Raw genomic sequence first — 20,257 nt, 5'->3', positions numbered from 1 at the left:
TCGTGTCTGTCGGATGGTCGGTTCGGCGTGTCAGAGTTCCAGGAAATTGCGCAGCAGGGCGTGGCCATGCTCGCTGAGCACGGATTCCGGATGAAACTGTACGCCATAGACGGGCAGGGTCTTGTGGGCGACGCCCATGATCTCGCCGTCGTCGGTCTCGGCCGTGATGTCCAGGCAGTCGGGCAGGGATGCGCGCTCGATCGCCAGGGAATGGTAGCGGGTGACGGTGTAGGGCGACGGCAGCCCGGCGAAGACGTCGGTGCCCCGGTGCGTGATGGACGAGACCTTGCCGTGCATGATTTCCCGGGCGCGCACGATGCGGCCGCCATAGGCCGCACCGATGGACTGGTGCCCGAGGCAGACGCCCAGGATGGGTTTCTTGCCGGCGAAATGCCGGATCAGCTCGACCGAGATGCCCGCTTCGGCCGGCGAACATGGCCCCGGCGATACGCAGATGCGGTCGGGATCGATGGCCTCGATGCCGGCAAGGTCGATCTGGTCGTTGCGCACGACCTGGACCTGGGCGCCGAGCTCACCGAAATACTGCACCAGGTTGTAGGTGAAGGAATCGTAGTTGTCCAGCATCAGCAGCTTCATGATGGATCCGTCCTGATCAGTATCGGGAAACGCGCGCGCGCGCCGGAATCGGCTGCGAAGGCCGGAAGGTGCGGGAGAGGGAGAGTGATACGGTCATGGTCTTCCTTGGGTCAGGAGCCGCCGCACCGGAGACAGATTCACGAAGATCCTTGCCTGCCAGAACGGCGGCAAGGTGCGATGAATCACGCATGAGGATGCCGCCCCTAAGAGGAGCGCCACCAGGACGAAGCGTGTACGGTCGCGTGTGAAATCATGGGAAGCATTCTACTGTGTGCCGTGGGTGCTGTCGAGCGCCAGGCGTGCCGTGCGATCGGGCTGCAATATCCTCTATTTCCAATATCTTGGAAATAAAAACAATATATTGTTTTGACTGGAAGCCGACACTAGACTGGCTCCCAGTCTTTCCGAAGACCTTTCCGGCCGCTCCGCATCCTGTATTCCGGCGGCCGGGCGGAGGCCGGCCGCGCAGCCGGTCCGGCCGCGGGATCCGGAGAGTGCGCGATGCGCCCCACACCAGGAATCGAATCGATGAATGCCGTCAACCCCCTGCCCGTCGATGCCGCCCAGGCCACACTCGTGGGAAGAGTCTGGCTGCCGGGCCCGCACGCAGGCCCCGGCACCGTGGTCGTCAAGGATGGAATGGTCTTCGACATCTCGGCGCATGCGCCCACCATGGCGGACCTGCTCGATCATGAGGATTGCGCCGGTTTCGCGCGCGGGCTGGCAGGCAAGCCGCTCTGCCCGCTGGACCAGCTGATCCGCGACAGCCTGCACCGGACGCCGGAAAAACCGGTGCCCGTGCTGTGCGCGCCATGCGATGTGCAGGCCGTCAAGGCCTCGGGGGTGACTTTCATCGTCAGCCTGCTCGAGCGCCTCATCGAGGAAAGGGCGGGGGGCGATGCACAAAAAGCGCAGGCCATCCGCGATGCGCTGCAGCAGACGATCGGTGCCGAGCTCACATCGGTGCGGCCCGGTTCCGAAAGCGCGCGGCAGCTGAAGCAGGAACTGGTCCGGCGCGGCGAGTGGTCGCAGTACCTTGAAGTCGCCATCGGCCCGGACGCGGAGATTTTTTCCAAGGCGCTGCCGATGGCCTCGGTGGGCCTGGGCGAACGGATCGGCCTGCACCCGGATTCCCGGTGGAACAACCCCGAGCCGGAAATCGTGCTCGCCATGGACAGCCGCGGCCGGCCCCGGGGCGCGACGCTGGGCAACGATGTCAACCTGCGCGACATCGAGGGCCGCAGCGCGTTGCTGCTGGGCCGGGCCAAGGACAACAACGGGTCGTGCGCCATCGGCCCATTCATCCGCTTGTTCGACGCGCACTACACCCTGGACGACGTCCGCCGTGCCGAAGTTTCGCTGCTGATCGAGGGGCGCGACGGCTTCAGGCTCGAAGCCGTCAGCCGCATGGACCAGATCAGCCGGGATCCCCTGGATCTCGTCAACCAGGCCTACGGCGATCATCACCAGTATCCGGACGGCTTCATGCTGTTCCTGGGCACGATGTTCTCGCCCGTCCAGGACCGGGAAGCACCGGGTGCCGGGTTCACCCACCACCTGGGCGACATCGTGACCATTTCATCGCCGCTGCTGGGCGCCCTGGTCAACGAAGTCAGCCTGTCCACGGAAATTCCGCGCTGGACGTTCGGCGTGCGTGCGCTCTACAGGAACCTGGGCGTGCGCGGGCTGCTGCCGGACTGAGCCGGCCTGGCCCTGGATTTGAGAAAAGCTCGAGGACACGAGCGGCCAAAGGAGAGAAAGGAGGATGATGTTGGAGGACAAAGACAGGCATGCGATCGCGCCGAGGATCCGGGCGCTTTCCGATCTGATGTTCGCAGTGCTGACCGCCGGACTGGCTCTGTGCGTCTTCGCCATGCTGGTGCTGGTGTTCGGCAATGTGGTGCTGCGCTATGCATTCAATTCCGGGATCAACGTTTCCAGTGAAATCGCGCGCCTGGCCTTCGTCTGGCTGACGTTCGGCGGCGCCGTGCTCGCCTTCAGGGCGCGGGAACACCTGGCCATCAACATGGGGATCGAGCGCTTCTCTCCCAGGGTGCAGAAATTCGTGCACCTGGTCCGGCAACTGCTGATTCTCTGGGTGCTGTGGCTGATCATCACGGGCGGCTGGGAGCAGACCGTGATCAGCATGCGCACGGTGACTCCCGTGGTGGGCATGCCGATCGCCGTCTTCAGCGGCGCCGTCCTGTTCTCGGCGGTGGCGATGGCCCTGATGGTGGTCCTGGATCTGTTCGTGGCCTGGCGCACCCCCGCGACGCCCGAAAATGCGGGGGCGTTCCGCACCTCGGTGGACAGCGTGGAGGATATCTGACCATGGATGTCCTCATCTTCGTCGGGACGCTGCTGGGCTTCATGGCCTTCGGCATGCCCATCGCCTTCGCGCTGATCCTGGGCGCCATCGGCCTGATGTTCCACCTGTCGTTTTTCGACCCGCAGATCATCGTGCAGAACATGCTCACCGGGGCCGATAACTTTTCGCTGATGGCGGTGCCGCTGTTCATCCTGGCCGGTGAAATCATGAATGCGGGCGGCATGTCCAGGCGCATGGTCTTCATGGCCACCACGCTGGTCGGCCACATCAAAGGGGGTGTGGGCTATGTGGCCATCATGGCCAGCATCCTGCTGGCGGCCCTGTCCGGGTCGGCCGTGGCCGATGCGGCGGCGCTGGCCGCGCTGCTGGTGCCCATGCTGCGCAAGCAGGGCTACGACATGGGCCAGTCCACAGGCCTGATCGCCGCGGGCGGGATCATCGCGCCCATCATCCCCCCCTCGATCTCCTTCATCATCTTCGGCGTGGCCGCCAACATCTCGGTCACCAAGCTGTTCATCGCGGGGATCGTGCCGGGCCTGCTCATGGGCCTGTCCCTGACGGCGGTGTGGGCGTATTCGGCGCGCCGTTCCACCGGCATCACGATGGCCCCCAAGGAAAGCGGCGCCGTCCGGCTCAAGGCATTCCGGGATTCGCTCTGGGCGCTCTTCCTGCCGATCATCATCATCGGCGGGCTGCGCGGCGGCATTTTCACGCCGACCGAAGCGGGGGCGGTCGCCGCGGCCTATGCCCTGCTGATCAGCGTGTTCGTGTACCGCGAGATCGGCCTCAGGTTGCTGTTCCGGGTGCTGGTCAACACGGCCAGGACGACCAGCATCGTGATGTACCTGGTGGCGGCCTCGCTCGTGGCTTCCTACATGATCACGCTGGCCGATCTTCCCGATCAGCTGATCGACCTGCTGGGTCCGCTGACCGACTCGCCCACCCTGCTGATGCTGTTGATCGTCGTGCTGCTGACGCTCATCGGCACGGCCATGGACCTGACGCCCACCATTCTCATCCTGGCTCCGGTGATGATGCCGGTCATCCAGAAGGCGGGCATCGATCCGACCTATTTCGGGGTCATCTTCGTCATCGTCGGCTGCGCGGGCCTGCTGACACCCCCCGTGGGCACGGTGCTGAACGTCGTGTGCAGCGTGGCGCGCGTGCGGATGGAGGACGTCATCAAGGGCGTCATGCCGTATGTCATCACCTACACGCTGCTGGTCATGCTGATGGTGATTTTTCCGCAAATCGTACTGGTCCCCCTGGACTGGTTTTATTAAAGGCCGGAACGCGATGACCGCGGCCATGGGCCGCGGCGGGCAAACCGGTGATTACTCTGGAGGAAGGGCAAATGTCTGTTGATCTGAAAAAAAGGCTGGGTCTCAAGACGGCGGTGATGGGCCTGGCGGCCGCCATGGCCATGGGCCTGGCCGGCCACGATGCCATGGCCAAGGACATCAATTCGCGGATCATCCGCTTCGGCTACGGCCTCGCGGATTCGAGCCCGTCGGGGCATGCCGTGCGCTTCTTCGCCGAAGAAGTCGCCAAGCTCAGCGACGGCAAGATGAAGGTCAAGACCTACGGTAACGGCTCCCTGGGCTCCGACGAGCAGATGCAGAATGCGCTCATCGGCGGATCGCAGGAACTCACGTTCGTCTCCACCGCGCCCCTGGCGGGCATGGTCAAGGGCTACGGCGTCTTCGACCTGCCTTTCCTGTTCGACAACGAAAAAGTCGCCGATGCGGTGCTGGACGGGCCCGAAGGTCGGAAGCTGCTGGACGCCCTGCCCGAAAAGGGGCTGATCGGGCTGCTGTACTGGGAAAACGGCTTCCGCAACATCACGAACTCGCGCCGCACGATCGACTCGGTGGAAGACATCAAGGGCATCAAGCTGCGCGTCATGCAGAACGAAGTGGCGCTGGCGGTGTTCAACGGGCTGGGAGCCAATGCGATTCCCATGCCGTTCACCGAGCTGTTCACGGCCCTGGAAACCAAGACCGTCGACGGCCAGGAAAATCCCCTGAGCACGATCAAGACCAGCAAGTTCTACGAAGTCCAGTCGCACCTGACGATTTCCAACCACGTCTATACGCCGTTCGTCCTGCTGGCGTCCAAGCGCTGGTGGGACACCCTGACGCCCGATGAACGCGACGTCATCACCCAGGCGGCCAAGACTTCCCAGGCCTACCAGCGCAAGATCAGCCGCGAGGCCGACAGCGCGGCGCTGCAATACATCAAGGACCAGGGCGTGGAGGTTTCCCGCTTCTCCACCGCGGAAAAAGAGAAGATCAGGGAAACGCTGGAGCCCATCGTCGCCAAACTGCGCGTGGAAATCGGACCCGAGACGGTGGATGGCATCATGAAGGCCGCGCAGCAGGCGGCACAGCAATAGGTCCACCCGCGAAATCCTGGTGCGGCGCATGCCGCCCGGCGTACTTGAAGGCGTTTTATGTCTGATTCTGAAAAAACCAAATTGCGCAGCCGCCGCTGGTTCGACGATCCCGCCGATCCGGGGATGACGGCCATGTATGTCGAACGCTACATGAACTACGGGATTACCCGGGCGGAATTGCAGTCCGGGAAACCCATCATCGGCATCGCGCAGACCGGCTCCGACCTGTGTCCCTGCAACCGCCACCACATCGAACTGGCCAAGCGCGTCCGGGACGGCATCCGGGATGCCGGGGGGATCCCCCTGGAATTCCCGATGCACCCGATCCAGGAAACGGGCAAACGCCCGACCGCTGCCATCGACCGGAATCTGGCCTACCTGGGCCTGGTGGAAGTCCTGCATGGCTATCCGATTGACGGCGTCGTCCTGACCACCGGGTGCGACAAGACGACCCCGGCGTGCCTGATGGGCGCGGCCACCGTCAACATCCCCGCCATCGTCCTGTCGGGCGGCCCGATGCTGGACGGCTGGTGGGATGGCAAGCTGGCGGGTTCGGGCACGGTGATCTGGGAGGCCCGCCGCCGTCTTGCGGTCGGGGAAATGGACTATGACGACTTCATGGATGCCGCGGCCGCTTCGGCGCCGTCGATCGGCCACTGCAATACCATGGGCACGGCCTTGTCCATGAACTCGCTGGCGGAAGTCGTGGGCATGTCGCTGCCGGGGTGCGCCGCCATCCCGGCGCCGTACCGGGAGCGCGGCTGGATGGCGTACGAGACGGGCCGCCGCATCGTCGGCATGGTGCATGAGAACCTGCGGCCATCGGACATCCTGACCCGGGCCGCCTTCGAGAACGCCGTCGTCGCGGCGGCGGCGCTGGGCGCCTCGTCCAACTGCCCGATCCACATGATCGCCATCGCGCGCCACATGGGCGTGGACCATACGCTGGACGATTGGCAGCGGCTCGGGCCGGAGATCCCCCTGCTGGTGGACTGCCAGCCGGCCGGGCGGTACCTGGGCGAGGCATTCCATCGGGCCGGCGGCGTGCCGGGCGTGCTGCGGGAATTGATGCTCGCCGGCAAGCTGAATACGGATGTCATGACGGTCACGGGCAAGACGCTGGCCGAAAACCTGGCGCCGGTGGGCGAGCCGGACCGCGAGGTCATCCGGGCCTATTCCAGCCCGCTCAAGCACAACGCGGGCTACGTGGTGCTTGGCGGCAACCTGTTCGACAGCGCCATCATCAAGACCTGCGTCATCGACGACAAGTTCCGCGCGCGGTTCCTGTCCGATCCCGGGCATCCGAACGTGGCGGAATTGACGGCGGTCGTCTTCGAGGGGCCGGAGGACTACCACGCCAGGATCGACGACCCCGCGCTCGGAATCGATGAGCACACCCTGCTGGTCATCCGCAATGTGGGTCCCGTGGGCTATCCGGGCGGATCGGAGGTGGTCAACATGCAGCCGCCGGCGGCCCTGCTCGCACGGGGCATCGACACGCTGCCCACCATGGGCGACGGCCGGCAGAGCGGGACGTCGGCCAGTCCGTCGATCCTCAATGTGTCGCCCGAGGCGGCCATCGGCGGCGGCCTGGCGCTGTTGAGAACGGGCGACAAGGTGCGCCTGGACCTGAATGCGCGCCGGGTCGATGTGCTGATTCCGGAAGAGGAACTCGCCCAGCGGCGCGCGGCATGGCAGCCGGCCGAGCGGGTCAGCCAGACGCCTTGGGAAGAAATCTACCGCAGCATGATCGGCCAGCACGGGACCGGCGCCTGCCTGGAGCCCGCGACGCTCTACCTGAATATCCTGGAGACGCGTGGAGAGTCCCGCCACAACCATTGAACTTCGGGTGCCGGCCGCCGGCCGGGGACAGGCAGCGTCGCGGGGCGGACCCGGCATGGGGTGGAGATAGATGAACAGCGGTTTTGCAAATCTTCCTCGGCGCAGCCTGCCGGAGCAGGGCGTTGCCGAATTCAGGGAAGCCTTCGGGGATCGATTCGTCACGGCCGAGGCCGTGCGGCGGCACCATAGCAGGGACGAGTCGCCTTATCCCGAATGCCTGCCCGATGCGGTTGTCTTTCCGCACGACGAGGCCGAAGTCGCACATGCGGTCAGGCTGTGCGACCGGTACCGGGTGCCGATCGTGCCGTTTGGCGTCGGGTCGTCGCTCGAAGGGCATGTATTGCCGATCGAGGGCGGGATCACGTTGTCGATGGCCGGGATGGACCGGATCATCGCCCTGCAGCCCGAGGACTTCACGGTGACCGTGCAGCCGGGCGTGACGCGTACCCAGGTGAACGACGCCCTGCGCGACACCGGCCTGTTCTTTCCCATCGATCCGGGGGCGGACGCATCGATCGGCGGCATGGCGGCGACACGCGCCTCGGGTACCAATGCGGTGCGTTACGGCACCATGCGCGAGAACGTCGTGTCGCTCAAGGTGGTGACGGCCAGCGGCGAAATCATCCGCACGGGCAGCCGGGCGCGCAAGTCGTCCGCCGGCTACGACCTGACGCGGTTGTTCGTCGGCAGCGAGGGCACCCTGGGCGTCATCGTGGAAGCGACGCTGCGGGTCTATCCGCGGCCCGAAGCCGTGACGGCGGCGGTCTGCAGTTTCCCCGACCTGGCCGATGCCGTGCAGGCGGTGGTGGACATCATGCAGAGCGGCATCGCCATTGCCCGGATCGAATTCATGGACCAGCGCGCGGTCCGCGCGGTCAACCGCCACAGCCGGCTGGGACTTCCGGAAACACCGCTGCTGCTGTTCGAGTTCCACGGCAGCGCCAGCGGCGTGCAGGAACAGGCCGGGATCGTGCGGGAAATCACGGGCGATCACGGCGGCTCGGGCTTCGACTGGGCGGAAAAGCCGGAAGACCGCGCGCGCCTGTGGGCGGCCCGGCATCAATCCCACTTCGCAGGCCTGCAATTGCGGCCCGGAGCGCGCAGCATCGCCACGGATGTCTGCGTGCCCATTTCGCGGCTGGTCGATTGCGTCACGCAGACGGTGGCAGACCTGGAGTCGGTCGATTTCCCCTATACCATCGTGGGCCATGTCGGGGATGGGAATTTCCATGTCCAGATGCTGATCGATCCCGACAGTCCCACCGAATGGCAGGAGGCCGAGTCCATCAACCGCAGTCTGGTCCACCGGGCGATCGGCATGGAGGGCACCTGTTCGGGCGAACATGGCGTCGGCATTCATAAAATGGAATTCCTGCAGGCCGAGCATGGCGCGGCCGGCCTCGAACTCATGCGGGTGCTGAAGCACGCCTACGATCCCCACAATATCTTCAATCCGGGCAAGGTGGTCGCCTGGGATGCGCAGTCTTGAGACTTTTTCCTTGCAATTGAACGAGATGAACGATTCGAATTCCGCAGTGCCCGCGGTGGACCGGGCCGATGCCGTGCTGCAGATCCTGGCTTCGAGCAGCGAGCCGGTGAACACGACGGAACTGGCCCGGCAGACCGGCTTTGCCAAGAGCACGCTGTATCTGCTGCTCGCTTCGCTGGAGCAGCGGCGCTGGATCGAGAAGAAGGGGGGCGGCTATGTCATCGGCCTCGGGCTCTACATGCTGGGCTGCGCCTATGTCCATTTCGACAATCTGCAGCATATCTTCCGGACTGCCGCAGCCGAGTACGTCGCCATGCACAATGAAGTCGTCCAGCTCGCCGTGCTGCAGGGCGGGGAAGTGGTCTACCTGGCCCGCGAGGATGCCCATCGCCCGGTCCGGCTGGTGTCCGACATGGGGACAAGGCTGCCCGCGCACGCCTGCGCACTGGGCAAGGCGCTGCTGGCGCAGCTTTCCGACGAAGAGGTCCTGAAGCTGCTGCCGACTGAACTGGTCGCCATCACCGACCGCACCATCACCCGGCACGAGGCTCTGCTGGCGGAACTCGCCGCGGTGCGCCGGTCCGGGCTGGCGCTCGACCAGGAAGAGGTGGCCGCCGGCCTGAACTGCTTCGCGGTCTATGCCGGTGAAACCCCGACGGGCCGCCGGATCGCTGTCAGCACCTCCATCCCCACCGACAGGCTGGACGGGGAACGGGAAAAAGCCATCGTCCAGGCCATCGTACGGGTGGCCGGACAGATCCGGCAGCGCTTGTCGGCGCATGCCTGATACAGTGGAATCCCGATCGATAGGTCTTACCAATATGAGTGACCTGGACGATGGAAAACGGCTTCATTCCTAGCGTATTGACCGGACAGGAGTTCGCGCCGTAAACTGGCCAGCACTATCCCGTTAAAATGGTCTGTCCAATATACGTGTCTGCGGCAGGCCATCCCCTTGTGCATGCGCCTTTCCGACCGACTTGCGAAACAGCTGCGGGACCTGATCGATGAGCAGGGCCTGAAACCCGGCGACCGCCTGCCGGCGGAGCGCCAGCTGGCCGTCGAATTGGGCGCCTCGCGGCCTTCGATCCGCGAGGCCATCCGCCAGTTGTCCAGCCAGGGGCTGCTGCGCAGTCGGCAGGGCGGGGGCACGTATGTGCAGGCGCTGGAGCCGGCCGCGGGCGACTGGCCCGAACGGCACTTGGTGCGCCCCCTGGACGAGCTGGTTTCCGATGACCCGGAATACCGCTACGACGTGCTCGAAGCCCGGCACGCCCTGGAAGGCGGCACCGCATGGCACGCGGCACTGCGCGCCACCCCCCAGGACCGCCAGGCGATCCAGCAGCGTTTCGAGGACATCGTGCGCTTCCAGAGCCGCGGCGATCCGGGCCTGTCGGCCCAGGCCGACGCCCGGTTTCACCTGGCCATCGCCGAGGCGGCCCACAATGCGGTCCTGCTGCAGATGATGCGCGGTGTGTTCGAGCTGCTGCGCTCGACCGTCACCGAGAACCGCCATCGCATGTACCTGATCCAGCATACCCAGGAACAGCTCACGGCCCAGCACCAGGCGCTGATGGAAGCCATTCTGCGCGGCGACGCCGAAGCGGCCCGGGCCACCGTCTGGCAGCACCTGGAGTTCGTGCACGGCAGCGTGCGCAAGCTCGACGAAGACGAGGCGCGGCGTGCCCGCTCCTCCCGCCTACCCCCCTTCAAATACTGACTCACATCATGATCATTTCAGCCTCCACGGATTACCGCGAAGCCGCCCGGCGCCGTCTGCCCCCCTTCCTTTTCCACTACGGCGACGGCGGCGCGTATGCCGAATACACGCTGCAGCACAACGTCAGCGACCTGTCGGGTGTCGCGCTGCGCCAGCGGGTGCTGAACGACATGTCGCAGCTGGACCTGTCCACGCGCCTGTTCGGCGAGACGCTGTCCATGCCCGTGGCCCTGGCGCCGGTGGGCCTGACGGGGATGTACGCACGCCGGGGCGAAGTCCAGGCGGCGCGGGCGGCGGACCGCAAGGGCGTCCCGTACACCCTGTCCACCGTGTCGGTCTGCCCGATCGAAGAAGTCGCGCCCGCCATCAGCCGGCCCATGTGGTTCCAGTTGTATGTCCTGAAGGACCGGGGTTTCATGAAGAGCGTGCTGGAGCGCGCCCAGGCGGCCGGGGTGTCGACGCTGGTATTCACCGTGGACATGCCGGTGCCGGGCGCGCGCTACCGCGATGCCCATTCGGGCATGAGCGGGCCCTATGCCGCCCTGCGCCGCTACGTCCAGGCGGTCCTGCATCCGCGCTGGGCCTGGGACGTGGGCCTGTGGGGCCGTCCGCACGACCTGGGCAATGTGTCCAGGTATCTGGGCAAGCCCACCGGCCTGGAAGACTACATCGGCTGGCTGGGCGCCAATTTCGATCCCTCGATATCCTGGAAGGACCTGGAGTGGATCCGCGATTTCTGGAAGGGTCCGATGATCATCAAGGGCATTCTCGATCCGGACGACGCGCGCGATGCGGTGCGCTTCGGCGCCGACGGGATCGTGGTGTCCAACCACGGCGGCCGGCAACTGGACGGGGTGCTGTCCACGGCGCGCGCATTGCCGGCGATCGCCGATGCGGTCAAGGGGCAGATCACGCTGCTGGCGGATTCGGGGGTGCGCACCGGGCTGGACGTGGTGCGCATGCTGGCGCTGGGCGCCGATACCGTGCTGCTGGGCCGGGCCTGGCTGTACGCCCTGGCGGTGGGGGGCGAAGCGGGCGTGGCCAACCTGCTGGATTTGATCGAGAAGGAAATGCGCGTGGCCATGACGCTGACCGGTGCGCGCACCGTCGCCGACATCACGCGGGACTTGCTGGTCCGGACCTGAATCCGGATGCGGGGCGGTCCGTCGGACCGCCCTGTGCCGGGCCCCGCGCCTGATCCGGCGGGGGCCCGGTCCGTGCCTAGATGGGCTCGTCCAGCCCGAATTGCACCTGTTCGGCGGCGCGCAGCAGGGCGCGGGCCTTGGCCTCGGTTTCCTGCCATTCCTTTTCGGGATCGGAGTCCGCGACGATGCCGGCCGCGGCCTGGACGTACAGCATGCCGTCCCGGACGATGCCGGTGCGGATGGCGATGGCCAGGTCCATCTCGCCGCCGTAGCTCATGTAGCCGGCGGCGCCGCCGTAGATGCCGCGGCGCACGGGTTCCAGCTCGTCGATGATTTCCATGGCGCGGACCTTGGGCGCGCCGGTCAGCGTGCCGGCCGGGAAAGTCGCCCGCAGCACGTCGATGTTGCTCATGCCGTCGTTCAGTTCGCCGCGCACGTTGGACACCAGGTGCATGACGTGGGAATAGCGCTCGATGGTCATGGTGTCCGTGACCTCGACCGTGCCGGGCTTGGAAACGCGGCCGATGTCGTTGCGGGCCAGGTCGATGAGCATGACGTGTTCGGCGCGCTCCTTCGGGTCGGCCAGCAGCTCCTGTTCCAGGCGCAGATCTTCTTCCTGGGTGGTGCCGCGCTTGCGCGTGCCGGCCAGGGGGCGGATGGTGACGGTTTCGCAGGCGCGGCCGTCCTGGAATTCGCGGTCCTGGCGCACCAGGATTTCCGGCGAGGCGCCCACGACGTGGAACGTGTCGAAGTTCCAGTAGTACATGTAGGGCGAAGGGTTCAGGGATCGCAGCGCCCGGTACAGCGACAGCGGCGAATCGCGGAACGGCTTGGCGATCACCTGGCCGATCTGCACCTGCATCAGGTCGCCGGCGGCGATGTAGTCCTTGGCCTTGAGCACGGCGGCCAGGTAGTCTTCTTTCTTGAAATCGCGCTCCGTGGGCGTCTGCATGCTGGCGTAGGCATAGGGAATGACCACGGGCGTGCGCAGCTTTTCGCGCAGGGCCTTCAGGCGGCGGCGGGCCAGGGCGTAGGCTTCGGGCTGCTGGGGATCGGCGTAGACGATCAGGTAGGTGCGGCCGGCCAGGTTGTCGACGATGACCAGTTCGTCGATCTGCAGCAGCATGATGTCGGGCGTGCCCGGCTGCTGTCCGGCCGGACGCGGCTTGACGCAGGGCCCCAGGCGCGGCTCGATGTGGCGCACGGTGTCGTAGCCGAAGTAACCCGCCAGGCCGCCGGCGAAGCGCGGCATGCCGGGGCGCAGCGCCACGCGGAAGCGCTGCTGGAAAGACTCGATGAAGGCCAGCGGATCGCCTTCGTGGGTTTCCACGACCTGGCCGCGGGTGACGACCTCGGTGGTGGTGCCGGTGGCCCGGATCAGTGTCTTGGCCGGCAGCCCGATGAAGGAATAACGGCCGAAACGCTCGCCGCCCACCACCGATTCGAGCAGGCAGCTGTTGCGCCCGGCTTCGGGGCCGGCGTGCGCCAGCTTCAGGTAGATCGCCAGGGGCGTGTCCAGGTCGGCGTAGGTTTCCGCGATCAGCGGGATCCGGTTGTAGCCTTGGGCGGCCAGTGCGTTGAATTCGATTTCCGTCATGTTGGTCTCTGGGTGGAGTATGGACCGGGACAGAATTGAGACAGCCCGGCCGATGAAGGTCCGGGCTGTGGGACGGGCGCTGCGGGCAGAACCGCGCGCCGGGTGACCGTCATTACCCGGAACATGAGCACCACCAGCGCCAATAGGCGCCGGCGGTGATCGGGTAATAGCGGATGATGTTCATGCGTGTTCGGTTTGTGAAGTCGCGTCGGCGGCCCATTGTGCGGCCTCGACGATGGAGTCAACTATAGCATCCACCGGCAGGCTCTGCACGGGGTGCCCCTCGTTGTAGCCGTAGGGCAGGGCCAGCACGCGCATGCCGGCGGCGTTGGCGGCCAGGGCGTCGTTGATCGAATCGCCGATGAACAGGGCCTGGGCGGGCGTGATGCCCAGCAGGTCGCAGGCATGGAACAGGGGCATGGGGTCGGGCTTCTTGCGTTCGCAGGTGTCGCCGCAGACCACGGCGTCGAAGTAGCCGTCCAGGGACATCTGGCGCAGCAGCGGAATGGCGAATTCGGTGCCCTTGTTGGTGACCACGGCCAGGCGCGCGCCCTGCTCGCGGAAGGCTTCCAGGCCGGCCAGCACGCCGGGATACAGGCGGCTGCGCTGGCCGTTCAGGGCGCGGTAGTGATCCTGGTAGCGGGCCAGGCCGCGCATGACCATGTCCACGCTGGCGGGGGTGCCTTCGTGACCCAGCGTGCGGATGACCAACTGTTCCACGCCCTTGCCGACGTAGGTGGCGATGATGTCCTGGGCGAGCGGCGCCAGCCCCATGTCCTGGCGCATGGCGTTGGCGGCGTCCGCCAGGTCGGGGATCGTGTCCAGCAGGGTGCCGTCCAGGTCGAACAGAATTCCGGGAAAATGCATGGTGTCGCGCGCCGGGGAAAGCGGCCGCACCGGATCGGCGGCCGGGTGAATCGTGAAATTGCCGGGGCGGGTACGGGTGCCCCAGGCGGGCGTCATCGTATCATCATTGTCGCGCAGGAGCGCCGGCCCGCCCGGCGGACTGTTACGAATCCCGGCCCGCCGCCTCGCGCCGCCGCGCATCGCCCCGGGCGATGCCGTCGCGCAGTTCGGCAATCACGCGCGGGTAATCCGGCCGGCCGAAAATGGCCGAGCCCGCCACGAACGCATCCGCCCCGGCGGCGCGGATGTCGGCGATGTTGTCGGCCTTGACGCCGCCGTCGACTTCCAGGTCGATGGCCTGCCCGCCCCCGGCTTGCCAGCGGTCGATGCGGGCGCGGGCCTGGGCGAGCTTGTCCAGGGTGTGCGGAATGAACGACTGGCCGCCGAACCCCGGGTTGACCGACATCAGCAGGATCAGGTCGAGTCGTTCCATGACGTGGTCCAGCCATTCCAGCGGCGTGGCCGGGTTGAACACCAGGCCGGCGCGGCAGCCGTGGTCGCGGATCAGGGCCAGCGTGCGGTCGACATGGCGCGAGGCTTCGGGGTGGAAGCTGATGATGTCCGCGCCGGCCTTGGCGAAGGCGGGCACGAGCGCGTCGACGGGCTCGACCATCAGGTGCACGTCGATGGGCGCGGTGGTGTGGGGGCGCAGGGCGGCGCACACCATGGGTCCCATGGTCAGGTTGGGCACGTAATGGTTGTCCATGACGTCGAAGTGGATCCAGTCGGCGCCGGCGGCCACCACCGCGGCGACTTCCTCGCCCAGCCGGGCGAAGTCGGCGGACAGCAGGCTGGGGGCGATGCGGGCGGCGGGCAGATCGGTCATGGCGAAGGAAGGTCCGGATATGTCATGATGACGGTTTTGCAGCCTTCATTTTAGTGCACCCCGGGGTGCCCGATCCGGCATGAGAAAAAGCCACCACGCCAGCCTTCGCACTGGGGCCATCCTGCGATGAGAATCCGTTGCCTGTCCGTGGCCGCGCTGCTTGTCCTGAGCGCCTGTTCCACGGTGCCCCTGGAAGAACCCGCCCCGGGCGGCGAATCGGCGCCCCCCGTCTCGGTCGAGCAGCCCCTGTCCGTGCCGCCGTTGTCCGCCCTGCCGGAAACGCCCGTGCGGCCGCTGCAGGGGCGCTACACGGCGGTTTCCTGGGACAGCCTGCCGGGTTGGTCGAATGACGACCTGCATCATGTCTGGAAGGCGCTGCTGAACGATTGCCAGGGCCTGATGCGGCCCGTGTCGGGCTCGCTGGCGCTGCCGGCGCGCGCAGCGCCCAGGGCCTGGCAGCCGGTCTGCCAGGCGGCGGCGCAATCCGGCCTGGGTGCCGATGCCGGCGGCCCCGCGGTGCGCAGGTTCCTGCAGGAACACCTGCGCCCCTGGCGGCTGGACGATGCTTCCGGACAGGCCGCGAGCGGCACCGTGACGGGGTACTACGAGCCTCTTATCCGTGCCTCCCGCACGCGCGAAGGCGCCTACCAGTGGCCGCTCTACGCCACGCCCGACGATCTGCTGATCGTCGACCTGGGATCGGTCTACCCCGAGCTCGCGGGAAAGCGGGTGCGCGGCAAGCTCGAAGGCCGCCGGGTGGTGCCTTACGACACGCGGGCGCAGATCACGTCCGACCCGGCCCGACAGCCGGCCGTGATCGTCTGGGCCGATGATCCGGTCGAGGCCTTCTTCCTGCAGATCCAGGGATCGGGGCGGGCCGTCCTGCCCGACGGCGGGGTGCTGCGGCTGGCCTACGCCGACCATAACGGCAGGCCCTATGTCTCCATCGGCCAGTGGCTCGCCCGGCAGGGCGAAATGCCGCTTGCCCAGACATCCATGCAGAACATCAAGGCCTGGGCGCGCGCGCATCCCGATCGCGTGCCTGAATTGCTGAACGTGAATCCGGCCATGGTGTTCTTTCGCGAGGAACCCATCGTCGATCCGGAACTCGGTCCCCGGGGTGCCTACGGCGTGCCGCTGCTGCCGCAGCGCGCGATTGCGGTCGACCCGGCCTACGTGCCGCTGGGCACGCCCGTCTTCCTGGAAACCGGCTCCCAGGGTGGCGCCCGGCCGCTGCAGCGGCTTGTGTTCGCCCAGGACACGGGCGCGGCGATCAAAGGCCCGGCCCGGGCCGATTTCTACTGGGGCACCGGCGACGAAGCCGGTGCGCGCGCCGGACGCATGAAGCAATCCGGCCGGATGTGGCTGCTGTGGCCCGCGCGGGCCGGCGCGCCGTCCGCGCGCTGAACGGGTGAAACCCCGTTTTCCCAGGCCTCGAAATGACGCGCGCGGCGATGCGGCGCGGTAAGATGATCGGATGATGAATCAGGAACCCATACTCGTCTGCGGTACCGGTATTGCCGGCCTGGCCTGTGCGCTGGGCCTGGCCAGGGCGGGGCTGCCCGCCGCCCTGCTGGGGCCGCGTCAGGTCCCGGCCCAGCGCTCGGCAGACGACTACCACCCGCGCGTCTACGCGATTTCACCGGCCAGCCGCGACCTGCTCGATCGCCTGGGGGCGTGGCGGCTGATGGACGCGCGCCGGATCACCGCCGTCGAGACCATGGAAATCCAGGGTGATGCCGACGGCCGGCTGGATCTGTCCGCCTGGCAGGATGCGCGCGACACCCTGGCCTGGACCGTCGAGTCCGGCGAGATCGAACGTGCGCTGCAGCAGGCTGTGCAGGTCATGGGGATCGCCTGGCACGAGGACCGCTTCGAGCGCCTGGAAACCCGGGGACTGGGCGTGCGGGTAACGACCGGACAGGGCCGCGTGATGGATACGCCCCTGCTGGTGGGCGCGGATGGCGCGCGTTCCCCGGTGCGGCTGGCGTCCGGCATCGAACACCACTACACGCCGTATGGCGACATGGGCGTGGTGGCGCACCTGGACATCGGCGTGCCCCATCAGAACCGCGCCTGCCAGTGGTTCACGGGCGACAGCGTATTTGCCCTGCTGCCCATGCCGGACACGGCCGACGGCCCGCAGGCATCGCTGGTGTGGTCGATGCCCGAAGGCCGGGCGCGTGAATGGCTGGCGCTGGACGCCGATGCCCAGCAGGCATTTTTCGCCGGACACGCGCAGGCCATCACGGGTGGCCGGCTGGGCGCGCTGCGCCTGCGCACGCGTCCCCAGGGGTTTTCGCTGACGCTCGAACGCAGCGCCATGGTCGCCCCGGGCATCGCCCTGGTGGGCGACTCCGCCCACCGGGTCCATCCGCTCGCCGGGCAGGGCCTGAACCTGGGGCTGGGCGATGTGCGGGATCTGGTGGAAGTCCTGCGCACCCGGGAACCGCATCGCGCACCGGGCGATCCTCGGATCCTGGCGCGCTACCGCCGCCGCCGGGCCGAGCCGGTCTGGGCCATGAGCCTGGTCACCGACGGCCTGCACCGCCTCTTCGGCGCCTCGAACGCCCCGACAGCCTGGGCGCGCAACCAGGGCATGCGTTGCGTCGATGGCCTGCCTTTCCTGAAACGCCGCCTGATACGCGCGGCCGCCGGCCACTGACTGCCGGCCCGTCTTCCGAGGTTCTTCCCATGAAATTCTCCTTGAGCCTGGCCGCGCTGCTGCTGTGCGGCAGTCTGCCCGCCCTGGCGCAGCCGCCCGCGGACCAGATCCTGAGCACCCAGCCGTCTTCCAGCCAGGCCGCGCCGGCCGAAACGCCCGCGCGTGATGGTACGGCCGACCGCGTCCTGTCCACGGCGCCTGCGCAGGCCGATTCGGCGCAGGCCGTCAGCCGCGTGTTCGAGCAGCGTTTTCCAGGTATCCACGTCGACGCCGTCCGCGTGACGCCCATGGCCGGGATCTTCGAGATCCAGGTCGGCATGGACCTGCTCTACACCGATGCCCAGGTGGACTACGTGCTGCAGGGGTCGATGATCGATGCCCGCGCGCGCCGCGACCTGACGGCCGAACGGCTCGAGGCCCTGCAGCAGGTGGCCTTCGGCAGCCTGCCGCTGGATCATGCGATCAAGCAGGTGAAGGGCACCGGCGCGCGCAAGGTCGCCGTGTTCGAGGATCCCAACTGCGGCTATTGCAAGCAGTTGCACCGTACCCTGGAAGACGTCGACAACGTCACGGTCTATACCTTCCTGTTCCCCATCCTGACGCCGGATTCCGCCACCCGTTCGCGCGACATCTGGTGCGCAGCCGACCCGGCCAAGGCCTGGAAATCCTGGATGCTGGAAGGCAAGGATCCCGCCAAGGCCGAATGCGACACGCCGATCCAGGACAATCTGGCCCTGGGCCGCAAGCTGAACGTGCAGGGCACCCCGGCCCTGTTCTTCGCCGACGGCACCCGCGTCAACGGCGCCCTGCCGCTCGAAGCCCTGAAACAAAAACTAGCCGCGCAGGGATGAGCCAGGACACAGGTCAGTCCCTGCGGACTGACCTGTGCCTGGCGAATCGGAGCGGCTTGCAAGCCGCGACGTGGGGAGCTGCCCCGGCTGGAGACTGACCTGTGCCTGGCGAATCGGAGCGGCTTGCAAGCCGCGACGTGGGGAGCTGCCCCGGCTGGAGACTGACCTGTGCCTGGCGAATCGGAGCGGCTTGCAAGCCGCGACGTGGGGAGCTGCTCCGGCTGGAGACTGACCTGTGCCTGGCGAATCGGAGCGGCTTGCAAGCCGCGACGTGGGGAGCTGCCCCGGCTGGAGACTGACCTGTGCCTGGCGAATCGGAGCGGCTTGCAAGCCGCGACCCATTACTTCAGTAGTGTCCAGGCGCCGTCCTTGACGGTGATCAGCTCGCGCCCGCGTTCGTCGAAGCCGCTGTGGTCTTCCGGCGTCATGGTGTACACCCCCTGGGTGGCCACCAGTTCGCGCGTTTGCTCCAGGGCGTCGCGCAGGGCGCTGCGGAACTCGGGCGTGCCCGGCTTGGCGGATTTCAGGGCAGCGGGAATGGCATGCTGCAGCAGCAGGCCGGCATCGTAGACATTGGCGCCGAAAGTGGCCGGCTTTTCACCGTACATGGCCTGGTAGCGCTGGATGTAGTCCTGGACGATGGGTTTGGACGGGTTGCTGTCGGGGATTTCAGGCAGCACGAGCATCAGGCCGGCAGCCAGGATGGTGCCTTCGGCCGACTTGCCGGCGAACTTCAGGAAGGCGGGCAGGGCCGCGCCGTGGGTCTGGTAGAAGCGGCCCTTGTAGCCTTGCTGCGCCAGCGTGGTCTGGGGCAGGGCGGCAGCACCGCCGGTGCCGGCGATCAGGATGGCATCGGGCTTGGCGGCCAGCAGCTTCAGGGCCTGCCCGGTGACGGAGCTGTCGGTGCGCTGGTAGCGTTCGACCACGGTCAGGTCCAGGCCGTTGTCCTTGGCCATGCGGCTGAAGACCTGGTACCAGTCGTCGCCATAGGCGTCGGCAAAGCCGATGAAGCCGACGGTCTTGATGCCGCGCCCGACCATGTCCTGGACCAGGGCCTGGGCGATGATGTCGGTGTTCTGGGTGGTCTTGAAGGCCCACTTCTTCTGTTCGGTCATGGGCAGCACCACCGAGGCCGCCCCCACGGGAGCCAGCATCGGCGTGCCCGATTCAGCGGCGAACTGCAGCACGCTCATGGCGTTGGGAGAACCGGTGGGGCCGATCAGGGCGTCGACATGGGCCTCGCTGATCAGCTTCTTGAAGGCGGTGACAGTCTGCGTCGGATCGCTGGCATCGTCCAGGGTGATGTACTCGATGTCCTGGTCGCCCGCCTTGGTCGGCAGCAGCGGCACGGTGTTCTTCTGGGGAATCCCGACCAGGGCGGTCGGGCCGGTCGCGGACACGACCACGCCGATTTTCACCTGGGCATGGGCGTGGAACGGCATGGCCAGGGCCAGTGCGGCGGCCAGGGCGGCGCCGGGGATGCGGATGTTCACGGCGGTTGTCTCCTAATGAGGCACGGCCCGCGATTGCGGGCCGTGCACGAATCACGCTCGATTGTAATATCAGAACTCGGTCCACTCCTCGGTGTCGGCCGTGGCCGGCGCGGGCTTGCCGGGGGCGCGCAGGGCGGCCCTGGGCTCGGGATGGACGGCCGTCGCATCGGCTTGCGCGCTCTTGCGGGGGCGCTGCGGCGCGGGGCTGACGACCTTCTCGGGCGCAGCCGAGGGCAGGCGCGGCGGCTGTGCCGGCCGCGCGGCACCCGCTTCGGCACCCTGGGCGGACGTTGCCGAGGCGCCCGCCTGGGCACGGGCGTTCGCGCCGGTGCCGGCGTTCTCTTCCTGGCTCAGGGTGAAGGTGGCGACCAGGCGGGCCAGGGTGTCGGCCTGCGCCTGCAG

General features: G+C 67.1%; 17 protein-coding genes and 1 pseudogene. 12 read left to right on the top strand and 6 right to left on the bottom strand.

Annotation, left to right across the window (positions count from 1 at the left end):
- Positions 1–30 precede the first annotated feature (30 nt).
- Positions 31–597 carry an anthranilate synthase component II gene (locus ABD022_RS05915; protein ID WP_325123754.1) on the bottom strand — a complete coding sequence of 189 codons (567 nt, stop codon included), beginning with the start codon at positions 595–597 and terminating at the stop codon, positions 31–33.
- Between the two features lie 528 nt (positions 598–1,125).
- On the opposite strand from ABD022_RS05915, the gene ABD022_RS05910 reads away from it, so the two are divergent.
- The 9 genes from ABD022_RS05910 (at position 1,126) to lldD (ending at position 11,517) form a co-directional block, all read left to right on the top strand.
- On the top strand, positions 1,126–2,298 hold the full coding sequence (locus ABD022_RS05910; protein ID WP_325123753.1) for a fumarylacetoacetate hydrolase family protein: 1,173 nt from the start codon (positions 1,126–1,128) through the stop codon (positions 2,296–2,298).
- Positions 2,299–2,362: 64 nt separating this feature from the next.
- Positions 2,363–2,926 carry a TRAP transporter small permease gene (locus ABD022_RS05905; protein ID WP_343820441.1) on the top strand — a complete coding sequence of 188 codons (564 nt, stop codon included), beginning with the start codon at positions 2,363–2,365 and terminating at the stop codon, positions 2,924–2,926.
- A gap of 2 nt (positions 2,927–2,928) precedes the next feature.
- Complete coding sequence (locus tag ABD022_RS05900) at positions 2,929–4,209, top strand: TRAP transporter large permease subunit (protein ID WP_325123751.1); 1,281 nt, start codon at positions 2,929–2,931, stop codon at positions 4,207–4,209.
- Between the two features lie 71 nt (positions 4,210–4,280).
- Positions 4,281–5,321, top strand: a complete 1,041-nt coding sequence (locus tag ABD022_RS05895) for a TRAP transporter substrate-binding protein (protein ID WP_325123750.1) — start codon at positions 4,281–4,283, stop codon at positions 5,319–5,321.
- A 57-nt stretch (positions 5,322–5,378) separates the two neighbouring features.
- A complete protein-coding gene (locus ABD022_RS05890) occupies positions 5,379–7,163 on the top strand; it encodes an IlvD/Edd family dehydratase (protein ID WP_325123749.1) in 1,785 nt (594 codons plus the stop codon).
- A gap of 70 nt (positions 7,164–7,233) precedes the next feature.
- A complete protein-coding gene (locus tag ABD022_RS05885; RefSeq protein WP_343820437.1) occupies positions 7,234–8,652 on the top strand; it encodes an FAD-binding oxidoreductase in 1,419 nt (472 codons plus the stop codon).
- Positions 8,653–8,677: 25 nt separating this feature from the next.
- Positions 8,678–9,439, top strand: a complete 762-nt coding sequence (locus ABD022_RS05880; protein WP_325123747.1) for an IclR family transcriptional regulator — start codon at positions 8,678–8,680, stop codon at positions 9,437–9,439.
- A 174-nt stretch (positions 9,440–9,613) separates the two neighbouring features.
- Positions 9,614–10,372: a transcriptional regulator LldR gene (gene lldR, locus ABD022_RS05875; RefSeq protein ID WP_325123746.1), complete on the top strand. Its 759-nt coding sequence runs from the start codon at positions 9,614–9,616 to the stop codon at positions 10,370–10,372.
- 8 nt (positions 10,373–10,380) lie between these two features.
- Positions 10,381–11,517 carry an FMN-dependent L-lactate dehydrogenase LldD gene (gene lldD / locus ABD022_RS05870; protein ID WP_325123745.1) on the top strand — a complete coding sequence of 379 codons (1,137 nt, stop codon included), beginning with the start codon at positions 10,381–10,383 and terminating at the stop codon, positions 11,515–11,517.
- A gap of 76 nt (positions 11,518–11,593) precedes the next feature.
- Here lldD and trpE read toward each other — a convergent pair whose 3' ends face one another.
- The 3 genes from trpE to rpe all read right to left on the bottom strand — a co-directional run bounded on the left by trpE (position 11,594) and on the right by rpe (position 14,846).
- Positions 11,594–13,114 carry an anthranilate synthase component I gene (trpE, locus tag ABD022_RS05865; protein ID WP_325123744.1) on the bottom strand — a complete coding sequence of 507 codons (1,521 nt, stop codon included), beginning with the start codon at positions 13,112–13,114 and terminating at the stop codon, positions 11,594–11,596.
- Positions 13,115–13,294: 180 nt separating this feature from the next.
- Positions 13,295–13,981 (bottom strand): phosphoglycolate phosphatase, encoded by a 687-nt coding sequence (locus ABD022_RS05860; protein ID WP_325123762.1) that lies wholly within the window; start codon positions 13,979–13,981, stop codon positions 13,295–13,297.
- A gap of 142 nt (positions 13,982–14,123) precedes the next feature.
- A complete protein-coding gene (gene rpe / locus ABD022_RS05855; RefSeq protein ID WP_325123743.1) occupies positions 14,124–14,846 on the bottom strand; it encodes a ribulose-phosphate 3-epimerase in 723 nt (240 codons plus the stop codon).
- 126 nt (positions 14,847–14,972) lie between these two features.
- Between rpe and mltA the strand changes: the two genes are divergently transcribed.
- From mltA to ABD022_RS05840, 3 genes are all read left to right on the top strand, one after another.
- On the top strand, positions 14,973–16,253 hold the full coding sequence (mltA, locus tag ABD022_RS05850) for a murein transglycosylase A (protein WP_325123742.1): 1,281 nt from the start codon (positions 14,973–14,975) through the stop codon (positions 16,251–16,253).
- 73 nt (positions 16,254–16,326) lie between these two features.
- Positions 16,327–17,511, top strand: a complete 1,185-nt coding sequence (locus ABD022_RS05845; protein WP_325123741.1) for an FAD-dependent monooxygenase — start codon at positions 16,327–16,329, stop codon at positions 17,509–17,511.
- A gap of 29 nt (positions 17,512–17,540) precedes the next feature.
- Positions 17,541–18,362: a DsbC family protein gene (locus ABD022_RS05840; RefSeq protein WP_325123740.1), complete on the top strand. Its 822-nt coding sequence runs from the start codon at positions 17,541–17,543 to the stop codon at positions 18,360–18,362.
- A gap of 341 nt (positions 18,363–18,703) precedes the next feature.
- Here ABD022_RS05840 and ABD022_RS05835 read toward each other — a convergent pair whose 3' ends face one another.
- Together ABD022_RS05835 and ABD022_RS05830 are read right to left on the bottom strand one after the other, a co-directional pair.
- Positions 18,704–19,804 carry an ABC transporter substrate-binding protein gene (locus ABD022_RS05835; protein WP_325123761.1) on the bottom strand — a complete coding sequence of 367 codons (1,101 nt, stop codon included), beginning with the start codon at positions 19,802–19,804 and terminating at the stop codon, positions 18,704–18,706.
- A gap of 120 nt (positions 19,805–19,924) precedes the next feature.
- A pseudogene (locus ABD022_RS05830) lies at positions 19,925–20,257 on the bottom strand (hypothetical protein); the annotation flags it as partial.

This window comes from Castellaniella daejeonensis (assembly GCF_039523555.1).
Lineage (GTDB): Bacteria > Pseudomonadota > Gammaproteobacteria > Burkholderiales > Burkholderiaceae_B > Castellaniella > Castellaniella daejeonensis.
Note: the sequence above shows the minus strand (reverse complement) of the source record. Positions and strands in the feature narration are given on the sequence as shown.